This is a genomic window from Paenibacillus sp. 1A_MP2 (assembly GCF_052244825.1).
In the GTDB taxonomy this organism is placed as follows: Bacteria; Bacillota; Bacilli; order Paenibacillales; family Paenibacillaceae; genus Paenibacillus; species Paenibacillus vandeheii.
Window position 1 is genome coordinate 1 of sequence record NZ_JBQQCS010000005.1, and the last position, 16,722, is coordinate 16,722.

The window sequence follows — 16,722 nt, forward strand, 5'->3', positions numbered from 1 at the left end:
TTGTTTGAGTATGTCCATATCATATCTCCTTGTTATAGTGTTACCTAATAATAACTGGGAAGATTTAAAAATAAAATAATTGAAAAAACATCGTTATTCTATTGGCATATATCTTAACAAAGTGGATATAATAGTATTATAAAAGCTGCTCGCTTAGAAGGATCATCTCATTGAGGTGATCCTTTTGAGTCTTTCTGTTTTCCGTAGTCTTGGATAGCTTGTAAGGAAACATGATATAATTTAAGATATCAAATCTTCTGGAAGTGGTGGGCTTCAGTGTTGTCGAATTCTAGAAAAGAAAAAATCATTGTTACTGCCATTAATACTTTAGCTAATCAACCAGGTTCGTTTTTAAATCCTGAAATTCCAGTAGGAGACAAAGCTATTTCTTTTGATGGCCACATCGATGTCATGTCTGATGACAGTGAAAAGAAAGAATCTTTCTTAGGGAAGGTACCTATTCAGGTGAAATCAACTGGTGTTGATAAATTCAGTGACCGTGAGATCACATTTAGCTTTGAGATGGCAGACTACAGAAATTTTCTAAAAACAAGTGGTGTGCTGCTTATCGTCGGTGAGGTAAAGGCAGACGGTTCTTATAAACTATTTTATAAATCTCTTCTCTCACTTGAGCTTGATGATTTGGTTCATAAGCACGGTGATAAAAAATCAAGGGTAGTTAAACTTCAATCCTTGGAAGATACTTCATTATATGAAGTGTGTTTAAAATTTCTAGAGGAACAAAAGCTCCAACCATATGAACTTGTTATTAACAAGCCTTTTGAAATTGATAAATTTCAGGTCTTCAAGTTTAACCCGACAAATAATACTGATAATATATTTGATGAAAAATTTAGCATGTATGGAATCATCAATCAAGCTCACTTTCCTCTTGGGTTTGCAAAGATCCAGGAAATAGGTTTTGATGGTTACGTTGATTATCTAATTGATTCATCAACCAGATGTCGGTTGTATACTGAATATACCATTCAAGACTCGGTGAGAATATTCACAATTGAGAATGCAATTCAATTGATTTTTAATAATGTTAAGGGTACCTTTACATATAAATATCTGAACTTCCGTTCTCTGTCAATACAATTAAAGTTAATCCCCTTTTTAAAAACTCTTTTCCTTGGTAATAGAGTTTATTTCATGGACGACCAATATTTAATTGTTCCACAAAGTCTAGAAACTGTTGAAGACCTGATAAGCCATGAAAAATTAATGGGTGAATTGCTAAAAACGTTTGAAATGCTAAATATTAGGCCAGAGATCACTATAGTGGATGACGAGAACACAATATCTAATTTTCAGGGTCTAATAAATATCGTCTATTACAAAGAGTATGATGGCATAAATATAGATCTTGAACAAGGTTTAGCGGCATATCGTATTGGGAATAATCATTTTATACTCTTTCTAAAACGAAGTGCTGAGAGCATGGAAATGACCAATGCATTTAGCCCAGATATAACAATTATAAGTGCTGCAATAAAGGATGACCCTCACATCAGGTTTAAACATAGTACTTATATGTTATTGAATGAAGAACATCTGGCATTTGCACTAAACTTGAATGTAAATGAGATAAAACGCTCCTTTGATTTCTTTAATCCATTTTTAGATATAACGACTTACAATATAACCAATATTTTCTGTCTGCGCTGTATTGATGCATATATACTTTCTAACAATGAAGAACTCTTAAATTTAGCTCTGTATATATATGACAAAGCAATTGGGACAGAATTCGAATTTGACGATGTCATTCAAATTAACAAATTTCAGATTAAAAAATGGTTTGGTAATCAGCTTGATGAAAGTGAAATTCAAACCTTGCTGAAAATGAAACTTAGAGCAATGATAGATCAAAATTATGTATTGTCAATAGGTATAAATATTTTATTAGAGTATTATCAAGAGACCATCATGCTGTTGGAAATGCTGAGTTCCGAAGACCAAGTTCTTTTCAAAAAATATCCAATCTACAAACTAGTGGGAAAATCTATGTTGTAGAAAAAGTATTGTAAAAATAAGCTGTCTTGAGAGGTGTGGTATACATACACTCCCGAGCAGCTTTTTTATGATATAATTGAAGAATTCTAAGTTCCTATAATTTAAAGGTATTGGAACTTACGAGAGTTAACTTACTTACACTTTAAACAATACATTACATAATAATATGTATGTTAACTATGTTGAACATGATTATCTTTATATTGATCGTTTACATTTGTATGTATTATGGCCAATATACTTGGGGAAATACATTTTAGTCCTCAATATCACAAAAAAAGGAGTTGAGATATACTTCATGTATGAAAACTGGAAATCATCAGATTCGATAATTGAAGAGTATGAGAATAGCGGATTGTATATGTCCATTGAATTAGGAATAAGAACAATTGATCCAAAATCCATTGTTGCTCTATCACGAATTCCGGTGGAATCACAATTAGTGAGTCTTCGAAATAAAGTCAAAAAACATGGGTGGAAGGATCCAGCCCCTCAAGGGTTGCACCTTGTACTTCTTCCAGACACTGCAGACCACGTAGTCTGCAGTGGTGGTAATCACAGAGCAGTAATCAGTAATGAGTTGAAAATAGAGAAAATCCAGGCTAGTGTTTCTGCTTATTTGAATATAGATTTAATGTCTGAAGATGAGCTTCTTTATATAGAAGAAAAAGAAAAGAGATCGGAAGAATGTTTGCAAAGATTCGTCTAGAAAAAGCCGAATTAGAGATAAATAACTTACATGTACGTCTGTTGGATTTGGAAGATGGGGTTGATGAATTTAAGAAGAATCTATACTTCAAATATATTCAAAAGCAAGATGGGTTAAAGCAGTCCTAAATTGGAGGTGGTTGCAGTTGGTACTTATAAAATATGATTCTACTGACATAGAAAACCCCCAGTTAAACCTGGAGCTACTTTTAGAGCAGAGTAAACACTATATGTCCAAAGCAAAAGCGGACAATACAGTTATATCTTACAAAAGTGATTGGGCACATTTTAAGTCATGGTGTATCAAGTATGAGCAACCATATTTGCCAACCACCGATGAAGCTTACGGGTCCTATTTAACAAGTTTAGCTGCATCCGGGTATAAAGTTAGTACGATTCAACGTAGGATCTCCTCAATATCTCGAGCACATATAATGAAGAAACTAGAATCGCCTAATACTATTCATATCAAAACGATATGGTCCGGAATTAAAAGAATCCATGGTTCTGCAGAAGTAGGAAAGAATCCAATCACAGTTGACACATTAAAAGAGATATTACAGCATGTTCCGGAGAATAGAATGATAGGTTATCGCGATAGGGCTCTGCTATTAATCGGCTTTAGTGGGGCATACAGAAGGTCCGAATTAGTGAATTTTGATGTGAAGGACATCCGAATTACTCCTGAAGGGATGATTATGCGGATCGCAAAATCGAAAACAGACCAGGAGGGGAAAGGTGAATTCATTGGTATTCCATATGGATCACGTTTAGAGACTTGCCCGGTCCGTAGTTATAATGAATGGATAAAACAATCAGGTATCACTGATGGAGCAATATTCAGACCTGTTAATAAACATAGCCATGTTTCAGAAAAGAGACTCTCAGACAAGGCCGTAGCACTTATAATTAAGAAGTATGTAGCTGCTGTAGGATTGGATCCAGCACTTTATGCCGGCCACAGTATACGTTCAGGTTTTGCTACCTCAGCTGCTATGCTTGGTAAAAGTGAAAGGTCGATAAAGGAACAAACACGTCATGCTTCAGATGCCATGGTTAGAAGATATATTCGGATGGGTTCTTTATTTACCGAGAATGCTGCTCAAAATATCGGTCTTTAGATAGATTGTAGTATTATGCTATGAATACTTGATATAATTTTATTAACAGGAGGAATCTAATGAGTGAGTATACGGTAGTGAAAACTGAAGATGGCTACACAGTTGATTTAGGAGATGGGAACCTTATTACTGTAAGTAAAGATGAGTTAATTGATAGTATTGACTCCCCAGCACCAAAATTTCAATGGAAAAATGCATTGCAAAGCGTGAAAGCAAAATTTCAATTTCCTAAGCCGGTTCGAGCCCTGCTATTTCTAAAACAGAAGAAGAACGAATGAACTATCTCAGAAGTATGCCTACGCGATCTGTTGAGTCATTAACTACTGCCATAGCTTATGTTATTCTAAAGGGTAACGTACTTGAAAAAGCAGTTGAGATGGGAATTGCAATACCAGAGAAGGTACAGCTTTTTATAAATGAAATTGATGCTAAAGTTAAAAAGAGCGGGGAATTAACGGTTGCTGGTGTTAAGGCTGCTGTTCAAACGACAAAAAATATTATTGGTGCAGCTGCTGTTGTCCTGTTCGGTATTGTCCTTCTTACTAATCCTGTAATAATGGTCGTATTGCTCCCACTCTTCCTAGCAGCAGATGTCATAGGACTATTTAAGGACTTTTCAGAGAACAAAGAGATATAACACATCAAACTGATTTACCAAGGTATGGCAAGTTACTTAGAACTATATTCGATTCAGCTAACTCTATATTGTTTGTAACTTAAAGAAAATTGAGGGGAAACGGTCCTACATATGTACAATGACAACAATACACGGAGTAGTGATAGTGAGAAAAGTACCGAAACGATGATTTATACACTTCATAGTGGGGTTACCGGGAACATAGAACTGAACGGTGCTCAACAAAAGGAATGGCTCAAACATTATAAGGATGGTCGTAAATATATCACCTCAGAAGGTGGATATATCAGAGGTTTGAATCCCAAACTTGTTTCTGTATTTAAATTTAAGAAGAATAGTGAGCTTGGTAATACCTTAGAACCAAATAAAGAAGTAGTCGAAGAAACAAAAACAATTCAACAAAATGAATCAAAATTGGACGTAGTTGCTATAACTAAAGTCTCATACAAAGTTCAGTGCGTCTGCAGCGCCAGGTATGTCTCTACTTTAAGAGATGAATTAACTAAATTGAACTGCAAATACTGCGGTAAATTACTATATCCGGATCGTACACGTAACAAAGTAGATACTATCTATGGGAAAGCGTGGATAACCACAAATCTGTATTCATAAATACAGTGAAAAGATGTTCACGATATTTCCCTCATGGATTTGAGATAACTTGGCTAAAAAATAAAGATGTTATACAATGAATAGTACGATAAATGGCAAACTTACTGAAAAGTGAGGACGCAAAGCCGAGGGTCTAATGTTCCTGTTGGAACTATGACAGCCTGGTTACCGAAGTTGAAAATCAATTGATTTAAACCGGTGGAATGGGCTGATCTCTTCAGAGAGGCCCTTTTTTATTGCAAAAAACAGCTCCCCATGTTCATTGGCGGCCGGGAGCTGTTATTTACAAGAGCCATCTATACTGCTGTTAATGGCAGGGTGGATTCCAATGGCATAGAAACAAATTTAGAAGAGAATCTCTTCAGGTTCACTGACTTGTCCAATTCTAAGTTGATTAGTTCCTTTATACTTTCAAGGACTTCCGTCTCTGTATCTCCAACAACGCTCAACCGAAACTCTGGAGCGTATGCGCTGACGTTCTTAGAAGAATAGTCTTCTTCAACCAAAATCATTACTTCTCTGCTGTTCATATATTGCCCTCCGTGGATAGTGTGTGAGTTATCTTTTTTATAGTGAAAATGTACTACTTTTAGTACGATTATACCGCATGAATGGGTCATTAGTATGATATGGCATATTTGGACGAAGGTTGACCTTATATGGAGAAAAATTTGTCGAATAACAGCGAATTAAACAGTAATAGGGGGAAGTCCAAGTGCCAAACAAAATATTGACCGCAATTATTGCTGAAGATAACATTGAAAATCGTGAACAAATGGTGATTTACGCAAATAGGATAGGGATTAGCATTCTAAGCACCGTCGCGTCCGGAGAATGGCTTATTGACGATTGTATCCGTTACAATCCAGATATTGTATTTTTGAAAAATGATCTTAATGGTACTCCAGGATTGATTGCATATGAAAGACTAATTGATTATGGAATTAAACCGTATTTGATCATCATGGCTGATGAATTGAATACAGAGTTAATGCTAGCAGGGCTTCAGCTGAATTGTCTTGATTTTTTGAACAAACCTGTGAATTTAGTTCGTATGACTGAAGCTGTAGACAAGGTTAGAATGACATTGAATAGAGACCTGAGCATTACACATGGATCGCCTGGAAGAATCATAAGTCTAAAATCGAGTTACAAGACCATCTATGTGAACGAGCATAATCTTATTTATGCAAGTAAGCTTAAAGGGGAGCATCGGACTATCATTTATGCTGAAGGCAGTGAGGATGAGATCATATCTACCAGCTCACTTAAAGATATTATGAGTCAATGCTCAAGCAGCTTTTTTATGCCTAATCAGTCTAACATCATTAACATGAACTATGTGTCTAAAGTGTTTGCTAGTGAGAATACAATTGGGAACTATATCATCTTGTTGCACAATGCTGTTGAAATTGATTTGCCTAGACGTAAACGCAAACTCTTTGAAGAGGCCTACAAGCTCAATAACAAAGACTCTAGTACTTTAAATATATCAAATGAAGATTAACACCTTATACTGGGACAGCTAATCATCAATGTATTTATTTGACCAGCTCATTTAGCCTGGTCTATTTGCTTTTTATTTCAAATTTCAAAGTACAATGTTTTGTTAGGGGTACCGAGCATGTTATAAAGATCAGTTCGTTGTCCTGCTAAATTTAAAAGAATCAGAAATTTCGCATAAAAGGCATTGACCTATGGTAGATTAATCCATAGTATTACTTATAAAGAGAAAAACATATAAAAAATGGTTTATTATCTGTGGAGGTGGAATCTCACTTGGAATCAAATAATGCAAAGACGATCCGAACAGAATTGCTACACTACATAGATCAGAATAAACTACTTATTTATCATTTTGCTGAGAAATCCGGAATTAATTCAGGTACCTTGAGTAGAATCATTAATGGATCGAAACCTATGCCGATCAGAACCCTCGACAAATTGACTTCAACTATGGGATTAGAGGAAGGGGCTTACTATGACCTCTATGTTGAAGAGCTGAAGCACGATCCCTCAACGGATTGGAGAAGATTAAAACCATACATCTCACGATGCGCGGAATTGAATAAACTCGAATGTGTTGAGCAAGTTGTTGATCTGATGCTGGAAAAATCATATTATATCTCTTCACTTTTTGAATTTGCTGAAATGTTAAACGCAGATGGGAATAAATCTGTTGCATTAATTATTTACAAGAAAGTCTCCGAGGGGGAGCGATATCAACATGCAGAGCGACTGGCTATATGCCAATACAGAATTTTTAAGTCCACTTTAAATGATGACCAAGACCTAAATTTAGAGCGTGCCTTGATATTTGAACCGTTTGTTACGAGACTGAGTGAAACCGAACAGTTAGATGCATTAAAGGATCTGGCGAATCTGTATTTGTCACTTAGACGATGGGACAAAGCAATGAGTCTTGGTGGTGAAATGGGAGAATTGCAAAAATTCAGTATGAGCAAAATCATAATCGCAAGCGACAAGACAGAAGCGAAGCAACCCCACAAAACCCCTCTTTGGCTATATTCTTTACTCACATTTAATTCTTGGGGCTATTGCTGAAGAGAAACAAGATTACAAAGAAGCATTGCAACATGTTGCAATGTACGAGAATCAGGATTGGATTATAGAAAGTGATGTAGCAGCTGAGCAAACAAAAAAACAATTTCTATTATGGGCTACTGCTAACAAAACTCTTTATAGGTTAATGTCAGGGGAAACTGATTTACTCGATGATTATGTGGAATCCCTGGCAACTAACGATAGTGAAATATTGCGAGCACTTTTTAAGATAGTTAAGGCTGCTCTGAGATATGACATGAACATTGATCATATACTTGAACGGTTTGATGAAACCATCCAATCTCAGGTGGTTTCACAAAGTAAAGTCGGGTCGTATTCTTCACAGATTATCAATGACCGGTTAGTAATTTTCCTAGCCGACATAGGGGAGTATTTCTCAAAGAGTTTACGCCCAAAGGTTGGAATTCTCTTTATACTAGATAGTTTGGCAATCTCTGCTAAGATCAAAAATGATGCTTGTATGGTAAGATGCTTCTGTTTATTTGATGAAATAAGGGATTCAGCAACAGAAGAGCATCTCCATAGGTACAAAGCAATTTTAAGGGAGGTTCAATTAAACAGATGAAAAGACAATCGGTACTAGTTTCCGCATTTGTGGCTCTGGCAATCCTGGTATTCAGTCCATTAAACCAGGTATCAGCAAATACGGATGCTACTAAACCTGCTGTTCCCGTTTCTCCGAACACTATAGTAACAACCTCTTCACACGGTGAAGGTGGTTGGTAGAAGTTTAGTGGCCTACGTAAGTCTCCATTGTAATGGAGGCTTTTTATTTTGAATTTTTGTTCATGTGGCTAAGTCTACAATATGAGCAGAAACCGCTAGGATATATATTGAGGTGAATCATTATGATTAAAAGTTCAGACATGAGCACTTTGGAACAAGAAAGAGAGTGTCTACTTAAATTAGTAAACGCATATGGACTTGCACACCCTTTAGTTATTAAGCAATCCGAACGATTAGATGAAGTGATAAATCAGCACTATAAAAATTACATAAATCGTATTAATGAGAGTTAACTCGATCTTGTATCTGGTAGATTCCCTGAATTAGATAATTAGACTATATGAATCATTTAACAAGTTCACCCCATCATTTAATGTTGGGGTATCTTTTTGATTGTTCGTATAGTCTGATTGTAGTAGAATTAGACTATATGAATCATTTAACAAGGGGGATTAGAATGTTTACCGTAAATGATGTTATGGAATTAACAGATCAAAAGAGAGGGACGGTCGATAATTTCCGTAGTGAGCTTCAAAAGCTGAATTTAATGAACAATAATGAGCGTTTTGATAAAAGGGCACTCGAAACTTTCCGGAAGGCCATTCAATTTAAAGAGGAAAACGATTGCACCTGGATTCATGCAAATCACTGGGCAATTCAGATGGAGTATGCAGAAGAAATGAGCAGACCGTTCGAGTGGTCGACTAGTATACACTTCAAGTACTTAACTTACTTAAATGAGAATCATTTAGTAGATGTCAAGCATATTGTAACAGATTTAATGTCCACAATAGACTTTTTTGCTGTCTTCCATGTTATCATTGATAATTTTAAAGATATGGGGGCGAAACATAATATCTACAAAGCTAGTCAACCGACGGATGGAAATGCTCTTGCTTTCAAATGCACAGGTGATGATTTCTTCTATTATGTAGTGGGCAAGTACAATTATTTCACTAAAGAAGAAGATGTACATGTATTTTATAATGATGGTTTGGTGTTCAATATTATGAAGTGCCAGTACATAGGGGGAGGAAGAAAGGAATCAGATCGACTTAATGACTTAGTTAAATCAGTTTACGAAAGCTACAACTCAAAAAACCTGAGGAGAAGAACCTAAATGAATAATATAAGAATGCAGCTTTTAGAATTTACAGTGTTAATTACTCTAATTATGTTTAGTGTTGCGGCATATTTTGCTTCTCTTGCTAATTATCTCGGTACCGCTATCCCTATCTTTCTTATGATTGCCTTAGCAATTATTTATCCTTCGGTTGAGGTGATTATTTCGAGTAAAAAGTACGGACACGGAATATGGTACAATCGGTTATTTAATAATTTAGAGTTTCATATTGGTTCCCTCACAGATTGGAATACGATAGCCATAAGAGTGGCCAGAATTCGACGAATTGCTTTGAAGATGGATGTCAGTGTACTCTTCTATACTAATCATTACGACCAGCACCGGCTTGATGAACTTGCAAAAAGATTAAATGTCGCAATAGAGATCCGACCGGCAAATAGGCTACAAGCGCTATTCTATAGAGCTACTTGTTTTATTGTTACTTTCTATAAGGTAGAGGCATGGAAACGTAAAAAATATCCTGTTCTCCGCTGTGTCATGAACCCTGGAAAAAGAAATTTACCCTTGAATTGAATGTATAAAGAATTAAAATGTATATCTGAAAGATGGAGGGAATATGGAAAACGTCAATGGAAATCTAGAAAAAGTTAGTCAATTCTCGAACACTTTGGGGTTATATGGTCTTCTTCTAGCTATAGTTATGTTTGTGGGTTACAGATTCATTAAAAGTAAAGCCTATGAACGTATGATCGGATTATATCTTAAGAAGATGAGAGTGAATGAAAAGAACGAATTAGAGAGTCTTGTAGCAATTGGGATACCCTTACTCGCTGTTATGTTGTTAGTGCTTTTTGGTTTAGCGGGAATTGTTGATTTATTACTCCAAAACTAATTGATGTAATCAGTGGATTGAGTGAAAAGTTCTGTGGTTACTTAGAGGAATTTATACCAACTACAATGAATACTAGCTATTATAATGTAGCGAGTCTTCTCATTAAAATTAGTATAGAGAGCGATTGCGTTCAAGAAATGTAACTGATCGTTCAGAATTAATTCATTATTAACCCAAGGTTGCATATACATTGTATATGTTATATAGTGGTGCTATAATTGCCATAACGTTATAAGTAACGTTACCCTAGTAACGTTACAGATTAAAGTAGTAGCAGTAGTGCCACTCTTTTTTACAGCTAGGATTCCCTCGCTAAAAGTAGTCCTAGCAGTAATGAACTAAGTAAGTCAAAAAGGAGCATTCAACAGTTGTCGCTGTTAATGCTTCTTTTTTTGCGAGAAGAAGACTTACTCGGCCAAAAGAATTTGTGAAGGGTATGAATAAATTTTATTGATGCTGTACCTAAGTTCAACAACGTTTTTAAAAATTCTGCTGCATAGGTAACCATGATTATAATTAAAATAACCTTACTAATGTCTGTCCCCTCCCTTCATAGAGGGCACCACAGCTGCTACTATCATACTGTAACCCAACATATGCTATTTTGTAAACAGGGCATAGTCGATATACATAGTAACAAAATACCCTTACTTACTCAAATGCTATGGGAGAGTAAGTAGGCTATAAACAAAGGATTATTAAAAAAAATACAGAAAAATAAATCGTGTCTCTACGAAATTCATCAGTAAACTTCCGAAGTTTGAACATACCATATGTAGTATCCGGTTTAACTAGAATAATTCAGATTATTATGCATTAACTTATGCTTACTTAATTACTGAGAAATAGCGATACCCCTGGTGTAAACCCCAGGGGTATCTTGCATTTGTTGAATTTAGAATGTTTTTACTGTCCGGAGAATCGTCGCCAATTGAAGATATTTAATCGGCTTATAAAAAATTATTGGTTCAATAACTTTTCGAAATAGCCAGACTATAATAGTTGCTGCAAGTATAAGAGTTAAAATAATCCCTATTGCAGTACTTAAATTAGAAGCAGCAAAAAGTTTATTCAATGAGATGTTCCATAATGGGAATAAAAATGCTGTGAAAATGGCTACTGGCAACCATCGCAATTTGCGGAGGCTATCGCTTCGTTCTGTATAGTAGGCAATAAGATAATCAATGTAATTCTTATCCATCTTGCTATTATTCTTTAAGTATTTATGAATAGCACTACACTGGATAGAGAAGAGGACTTCTTTGTTGAAGTTTAAGATCCAGTACTTAACTAGAAAGGAGAGCTCGCTATACTCCTTTTTCACAAATAAATTTGAAGCAGTACCTGATCCAATAAGACCGACGAATCCGCCTAATAACATGACTACAAAAATTATACCCCAATAACCGGGTGTCTCTTTTCCAGTCCACCATGAGAAGATTAGGTTACCGAAGATTGATAAAATTAATAAACTTAAAGTTATTACAGCAATCCATTCAAAAACCTTAGCTGTAGTATTCATGAGCATTTTACTTCTTGAATTCTCATTTAATAGAGAGTACAGATCTCGTTTAATAATCTGGTCTTGAACTGATTCATTTGCCAGCATTTTTTCTGGTTTATTATTGATTTTTACTGGTCGTATGTATCTTCCATACATGCTTGGCATCAAATTCCTCCCTTAAACTATATTTATCCATGGACAGATACTATTTGTAGTATCTGGGTGGTATCTTTGCCAGTACAATTTGTACAATTTTAATTAATGGTCTATTAATAGTTGTTGTTGTATATTAAAGGTAATATAGCATATGACTTAGGGGGTAAGGAATTGTCTTTTAAAACCTCACATTCTATCATGAAAAAAAAGGGACGCTGGAACAAAAAGGAAAGGTTCCTTCGCGAGTTTTTTCATGCCCAACTTGCTTTTCGAAATACACTGCACCACCTCGCTCGTCAAGCAACAATAAGACCTACTGCTCCCAATGTCTGGTGAAAACAAATGAATTTGTTAATTTGAAACAGATTACCGTTTACAAATCAAAATAATAAATTCTTATAAAGATGTTAACTCACTTGTTATCAGAACATGGGTTAAATTAAAGGAGGAAGTACAGGTAGATATGATAATGGTAACATGCCCTAAATGTAGAGGAGAGTTGCAAGAAACACGACATTCTACGGAAATCCAAATTAATGAGCAGAAGAAGGTTAAGCTGCCGGAACTCTCAGCTCTTAAATGTATACCGTGTAGTGATGTATATTTTACACCTTCCGCGAATCAAGAGATGGAAAGGATACTAATGCGTGAAATTCTAAACACGGAAATAGATGAACTGGAGAAAGAATGCCGATCCTGTAGTAGCCAAGAACGGTATGAAGAACTTCTTATAGAAATTGAAAATCTAAGAAAACAACTGGAAGACATCATTGAGAACTCATTGTAATGGCTAAACAACCAAATATTCGTTCTACTTGTCTTATGAAAGCCCGGTTTGGATGTGGTCTTATAGATAGTAAAAAGGGAACCTAACGTGGGGGCTAGGCTCAACGTTTCCTAGCTAAGATTGACCTTGGAGTTGTATGTCTTTTATTGAGCTTGCGATATGTTGGAATCTTATAGCCAAGATAATATATGGAAGCTTCAGCATGCCCAAAATTCTTGAATAAACTTTAAAATCATTAATCCAGGAGCGGATTTATAAATTGAAATCGATAATTATTACTATAGGGCTAGGCTATTTTTATATGATCATTTCTTTTATAAGATTTATCATTGAGGTTCCAACATTGTTTATTGCATTACTATCCATAGCTGCAGCATTATTTACCTTAGCGGATTATTACAGCGATGTGAAAAGCAATGATAAGTGGGCCACTAACACATTTGTTGGCGGTCTGGTTTTTCTTATCGCATCTCTCTCTTCGTTATTACCACTCCCTGTACTCAACAATCTAACAGGGTTTTGGATTGTGCAAAGAGCTGGAGATTGGGCTACATTGTTTGGCCTTGGCATCGTTGTTATCACAATCGGATATAAAGAACGTGCAAAAATTATATTAGCTGAATCTATCAAAGTGCAGGAGGAACAGGTTCCCCCATTGATGCTGAACCTATCAAAGTGCAGGAAGAACAAGACTCTCCAATTATTATTGTAAAAAGAATGAATGAAAATGAGTACAACACGATGATGGAATTGAATGATGTAATAACCCAATTGAAAAAAATAGATCCAAAAGTTTTCGGTGCTGGTCAAGTTTACGATGGATGGTCAGTATTTCATGATATTCTTGAAGAAATCTACAATTCGGAAGGTCCATTTTATGATGGTTTAAATCGGCAGTTATATTTTGAATTCCTAAAGTCGTTGGATGAGGCTACGGAAATTATCGTGAATCTAGCTGATCCTGAATTAGATATCGATCGCTATTTAGGCGATATTGTCTTTTGGAATACGAAATATGAGATACACTTACAGCCTGCTATTAATTATATTGAAGGACCGACTGTTCGAGATGCCGTTGAAAAGTTGAACGAAACACTCGAGCGGTGGAAATCTCTCAAAGAGAGCATTACAAAACAGTATGAACAAACTCGAGTTAAATAAGAATCTTACTTTTGGGTGTAGACTTTGGATGGATTTTTAAGCGAATCAAGCACTAATTCGAATGACTTTGTTTTTTTCAATCTCCACAAGTGAGGGTGGCCGTAGAAACACATTACAAATCAGATTTAAAAGTGTTTATAGTGCGATGGAAAAGCTATAGGTTGGATTTAAGTCTTTGACCAAATTCTAGTTGAGTATGTAGGAAAGGAGTGGAATGATTTGCAAATTGCCAATTACGAGAATAATCTAATCTCTCTCTTTGACGAATTCAATAAATACCCTCAGAAAGATCTGGCTATCACAGAGATCAGGAAAAAGGGCAGAAAATATGGTTTTAGATGTCCTTTCTGTGATGAATATCTCATACTTCGTGCGGGGAACATGAATGAACCTCATTTTGCACATAAACAGGGAAAGTCCTGTACAGTTGCCCATTCATATGAACAATACGAGCAGCAAGTGAAGAGAGAATCAGCTCAGCACTCGGTAATACGGGAGGTCATTTACGATGACTTGAGAACGCAGGAGAGATATAAGCCTGATCTTAAAGTGGAGCATGGCTATAAAGCGAAAGCTGGGGGAAGTTGGAAAATTGTCCCTGATATCATTGTGAAAAAGGGCCACTATGAGTTTGGTATATCAGTCCTGACCAATGTTTATCAGAAGGGTGATGAGTCACTCGTAAAGATAATTCGAAAAAGGAATCAATATTTCGATGAGAAAGGCTTACATAATATCTGGTTTATAGAGAATCAAGAGCTGAGTTTAGATTTATCATATAGAGTATTGTTTCTTTGGGAATCTGAGACCCTTCTTAGTACCAAAACAGATTGGGATCACAAATGGGATAAACTACTGAATAATCTATCTGGTAACGATACTTACTCGATATCAGAGGTGTTTAATTATAATGAGAAACAGATTCTCCAAAATGATGTCCGCAGCCTGTACTATGTTCATTCCACGCCTGATGGAATATCGTTTTCTGTTCATAGAATCATCTTTGATGAACTTGAGCCCCCATACCGAGCATTTGCTGTAACTACGGGGTATAAGATGCAACTCACTGAAGCTTTGGTAATTCAGGATTACCTTCAGTTATCTAATGATGATTTCGAAAATCGGCAAATGGATATTTTTAAATCAGATTTTGCTAAGGGGGTAGATCGCCTCACGCAAATTGATGAAGGAAGAACAGAGGACACCAATCAATTGAATGATGTTGAAATACCATTACCACAAATTGTGAGACAGAACAAACCTCAAAATGATCTTCCGGTGATCTATTGGGATGATGGGACCGTTACATACCTCATCGAAAGGCTTAAACGAAAGTACATCTCTGTAGAGGATGCCGCCTTACTGGCGCAATATTTGAGACATAATAGGGAGCTAGTTATTTTTAAGGGATGGGACCTTCGTGATATTAAGAAAATGGCTTTTGAAGCACTGGGAAAAATATCGGATCCCAATGTGAAGATACACCTTATTGAGATTGTAGATTTATAGTTTGTTATAATGAATAAACGTAGTTCGAACAATTATAGTATGGAAGGGCGGTTAACGATGAAGGAAACATTCAAGGTTGGCAGTACATACGATTGTGTTGTAAATGGACAGATCTGGGCGTTTACTGTAGTCGAAGTAGATGAAGAAAATGAGGGAAACCTTTGGATTACCTGGAGTACCGGTTGGAGTACCGGTATTACTGGTGAGGAAGAAGATGAAGAATGTCATTCTATTGATGAATTGTTCAAAAAGGTTGAAGATCATAAAAATAATGTGGCTGCAGGAATCATCTATCCACGAGGAGATAGCGAAGAAGCACAATTTAATGGATTAACTGAGTTAATATCAAAGCCGAGATACTATTTTGGGCAAATGGAAGTTCCACGGGCTTTTGTACTTACAGACCATTTTTCACCTGAAGGGTACAGACCGGACAGAGAGTATCTAGAATTCGTTTTTGATCCCGAAAGCTCCCTTTTAAGAGTGTCAAGTCCAGATCCTGCGGCAGACGTTCCCAGCTGGGTAATTGAACGGTTTGATGTATCTGGTGTTACTAGGGTGAAACCCGAAACACGTACTGAGAAGGTAGTTTATCTTCTTAAGATTAACCAGGTATAGAGTATCCTCTAATAAGGATGTGCATTCTGGAATACAGCTCAGCAATGTATCGATCGGATATACGAAAAATAGTTTTCAAGAAAAGAGTGACGGCTAATCAGCAGCCATAAAGGAGGAACGTAGATGAAAAGTCACGGATTTGGTAACTAAAGGCGGTTTTAGAGGGTCTTCTAGGAATAATATATAAAAAGCTATCAATCAGTAGTTTCGATTGTTAAAGCAAAATGCTAAATGTGGTTGTTAAGTCTCTACTAATAGATTGTATTTCATTATAACGATGAAAATTTATTCATCTTGATAAGAATAGTGTAGTTCCTCTAAAAATTCATTATGCTTGGCTCATTAAAGCTTTAATACATCACGAATTGACGTTTAAATAAGTAATCGAAAGTTCCGGCTAATGTTCGGGGTCTTTTTGTGTATATAAATACTTGGGGAACGCATTTAATCTCCTATAAAAGCCTCTTCCAAGCTGGTCTAAACTCTGAAAAATCACTTTCTATACTCACATCACATCATACTTAAAGCCAGATAGAACCAGGTGCGAATGTGTGTTCCATTCCGTTTCTTTCAAATCGTTATGATATAATATAGGAAAAATG

20 protein-coding genes and 1 riboswitch are annotated in these 16,722 nt (G+C 35.9%); of the genes, 18 read left to right on the top strand and 2 right to left on the bottom strand.

What is annotated here, in order from left to right; genetic code table 11:
• Positions 1 to 279: 279 nt before the first annotated feature.
• From ACTWJ7_RS34675 to ACTWJ7_RS34700, 6 genes are all read left to right on the top strand, one after another.
• Positions 280 to 2,019 (top strand): hypothetical protein, encoded by a 1,740-nt coding sequence (locus ACTWJ7_RS34675; RefSeq protein ID WP_443146534.1) that lies wholly within the window; start codon positions 280 to 282, stop codon positions 2,017 to 2,019.
• 298 nt (positions 2,020 to 2,317) lie between these two features.
• Positions 2,318 to 2,728, top strand: a complete 411-nt coding sequence (locus ACTWJ7_RS34680) for a hypothetical protein (RefSeq protein WP_443146535.1) — start codon at positions 2,318 to 2,320, stop codon at positions 2,726 to 2,728.
• Positions 2,729 to 2,873: 145 nt separating this feature from the next.
• Positions 2,874 to 3,848, top strand: coding sequence for a site-specific integrase (locus ACTWJ7_RS34685; protein ID WP_443146536.1), 975 nt, complete (start codon positions 2,874 to 2,876; stop codon positions 3,846 to 3,848).
• A gap of 59 nt (positions 3,849 to 3,907) precedes the next feature.
• On the top strand, positions 3,908 to 4,126 hold the full coding sequence (locus tag ACTWJ7_RS34690; RefSeq protein WP_443146537.1) for a hypothetical protein: 219 nt from the start codon (positions 3,908 to 3,910) through the stop codon (positions 4,124 to 4,126).
• On the top strand, positions 4,123 to 4,485 hold the full coding sequence (locus tag ACTWJ7_RS34695) for a hypothetical protein (RefSeq protein ID WP_443146538.1): 363 nt from the start codon (positions 4,123 to 4,125) through the stop codon (positions 4,483 to 4,485). The genes ACTWJ7_RS34690 and ACTWJ7_RS34695 overlap by 4 nt, the downstream gene beginning before the upstream one ends.
• Positions 4,486 to 4,596: 111 nt before the next feature.
• Entirely contained in the window at positions 4,597 to 5,097 is a 501-nt protein-coding gene (locus tag ACTWJ7_RS34700; RefSeq protein WP_443146539.1) for a hypothetical protein, read from the top strand.
• A gap of 84 nt (positions 5,098 to 5,181) precedes the next feature.
• Positions 5,182 to 5,270, top strand: a riboswitch (cyclic di-GMP riboswitch).
• A 123-nt stretch (positions 5,271 to 5,393) separates the two neighbouring features.
• Here ACTWJ7_RS34700 and ACTWJ7_RS34705 read toward each other — a convergent pair.
• Positions 5,394 to 5,627, bottom strand: coding sequence for a hypothetical protein (locus tag ACTWJ7_RS34705; RefSeq protein ID WP_443146540.1), 234 nt, complete (start codon positions 5,625 to 5,627; stop codon positions 5,394 to 5,396).
• Between the two features lie 185 nt (positions 5,628 to 5,812).
• Between ACTWJ7_RS34705 and ACTWJ7_RS34710 the strand changes: the two genes are divergently transcribed.
• From ACTWJ7_RS34710 to ACTWJ7_RS34745, 8 genes are all read left to right on the top strand, one after another.
• The gene (locus tag ACTWJ7_RS34710; protein WP_443146541.1) at positions 5,813 to 6,604 is read left to right on the top strand and encodes a LytR/AlgR family response regulator transcription factor; all 792 of its coding nucleotides are present in this window, start codon (positions 5,813 to 5,815) and stop codon (positions 6,602 to 6,604) included.
• A 272-nt stretch (positions 6,605 to 6,876) separates the two neighbouring features.
• Positions 6,877 to 7,662, top strand: a complete 786-nt coding sequence (locus ACTWJ7_RS34715) for a hypothetical protein (RefSeq protein WP_443146542.1) — start codon at positions 6,877 to 6,879, stop codon at positions 7,660 to 7,662.
• Positions 7,663 to 7,702: 40 nt separating this feature from the next.
• On the top strand, positions 7,703 to 8,248 hold the full coding sequence (locus ACTWJ7_RS34720; RefSeq protein WP_443146543.1) for a hypothetical protein: 546 nt from the start codon (positions 7,703 to 7,705) through the stop codon (positions 8,246 to 8,248).
• A complete protein-coding gene (locus ACTWJ7_RS34725) occupies positions 8,245 to 8,409 on the top strand; it encodes a hypothetical protein (RefSeq protein WP_443146544.1) in 165 nt (54 codons plus the stop codon). Before ACTWJ7_RS34720 ends, ACTWJ7_RS34725 begins: the two co-directional genes overlap by 4 nt.
• Positions 8,410 to 8,549: 140 nt before the next feature.
• Entirely contained in the window at positions 8,550 to 8,702 is a 153-nt protein-coding gene (locus ACTWJ7_RS34730; RefSeq protein WP_443146766.1) for a Spo0E family sporulation regulatory protein-aspartic acid phosphatase, read from the top strand.
• 164 nt (positions 8,703 to 8,866) lie between these two features.
• Positions 8,867 to 9,529: a hypothetical protein gene (locus ACTWJ7_RS34735; protein WP_443146545.1), complete on the top strand. Its 663-nt coding sequence runs from the start codon at positions 8,867 to 8,869 to the stop codon at positions 9,527 to 9,529.
• Entirely contained in the window at positions 9,530 to 10,066 is a 537-nt protein-coding gene (locus ACTWJ7_RS34740) for a hypothetical protein (protein WP_443146546.1), read from the top strand.
• 43 nt (positions 10,067 to 10,109) lie between these two features.
• A complete protein-coding gene (locus ACTWJ7_RS34745; protein WP_443146547.1) occupies positions 10,110 to 10,385 on the top strand; it encodes a hypothetical protein in 276 nt (91 codons plus the stop codon).
• A gap of 895 nt (positions 10,386 to 11,280) precedes the next feature.
• On the opposite strand, the gene ACTWJ7_RS34750 is transcribed toward ACTWJ7_RS34745, so the two are convergent.
• On the bottom strand, positions 11,281 to 12,054 hold the full coding sequence (locus tag ACTWJ7_RS34750) for a hypothetical protein (protein ID WP_443146548.1): 774 nt from the start codon (positions 12,052 to 12,054) through the stop codon (positions 11,281 to 11,283).
• Positions 12,055 to 13,091: 1,037 nt separating this feature from the next.
• Between ACTWJ7_RS34750 and ACTWJ7_RS34755 the strand changes: the two genes are divergently transcribed.
• The 4 genes from ACTWJ7_RS34755 to ACTWJ7_RS34770 all read left to right on the top strand — a co-directional run bounded on the left by ACTWJ7_RS34755 (position 13,092) and on the right by ACTWJ7_RS34770 (position 16,120).
• A complete protein-coding gene (locus ACTWJ7_RS34755) occupies positions 13,092 to 13,544 on the top strand; it encodes a hypothetical protein (protein ID WP_443146549.1) in 453 nt (150 codons plus the stop codon).
• Between the two features lie 29 nt (positions 13,545 to 13,573).
• Entirely contained in the window at positions 13,574 to 13,993 is a 420-nt protein-coding gene (locus ACTWJ7_RS34760; protein ID WP_443146550.1) for a hypothetical protein, read from the top strand.
• Positions 13,994 to 14,212: 219 nt separating this feature from the next.
• On the top strand, positions 14,213 to 15,502 hold the full coding sequence (locus ACTWJ7_RS34765; RefSeq protein ID WP_443146551.1) for a competence protein CoiA family protein: 1,290 nt from the start codon (positions 14,213 to 14,215) through the stop codon (positions 15,500 to 15,502).
• Between the two features lie 57 nt (positions 15,503 to 15,559).
• The gene (locus tag ACTWJ7_RS34770; RefSeq protein ID WP_443146552.1) at positions 15,560 to 16,120 is read left to right on the top strand and encodes a hypothetical protein; all 561 of its coding nucleotides are present in this window, start codon (positions 15,560 to 15,562) and stop codon (positions 16,118 to 16,120) included.
• The last annotated feature ends 602 nt before the right edge of the window (positions 16,121 to 16,722 follow it).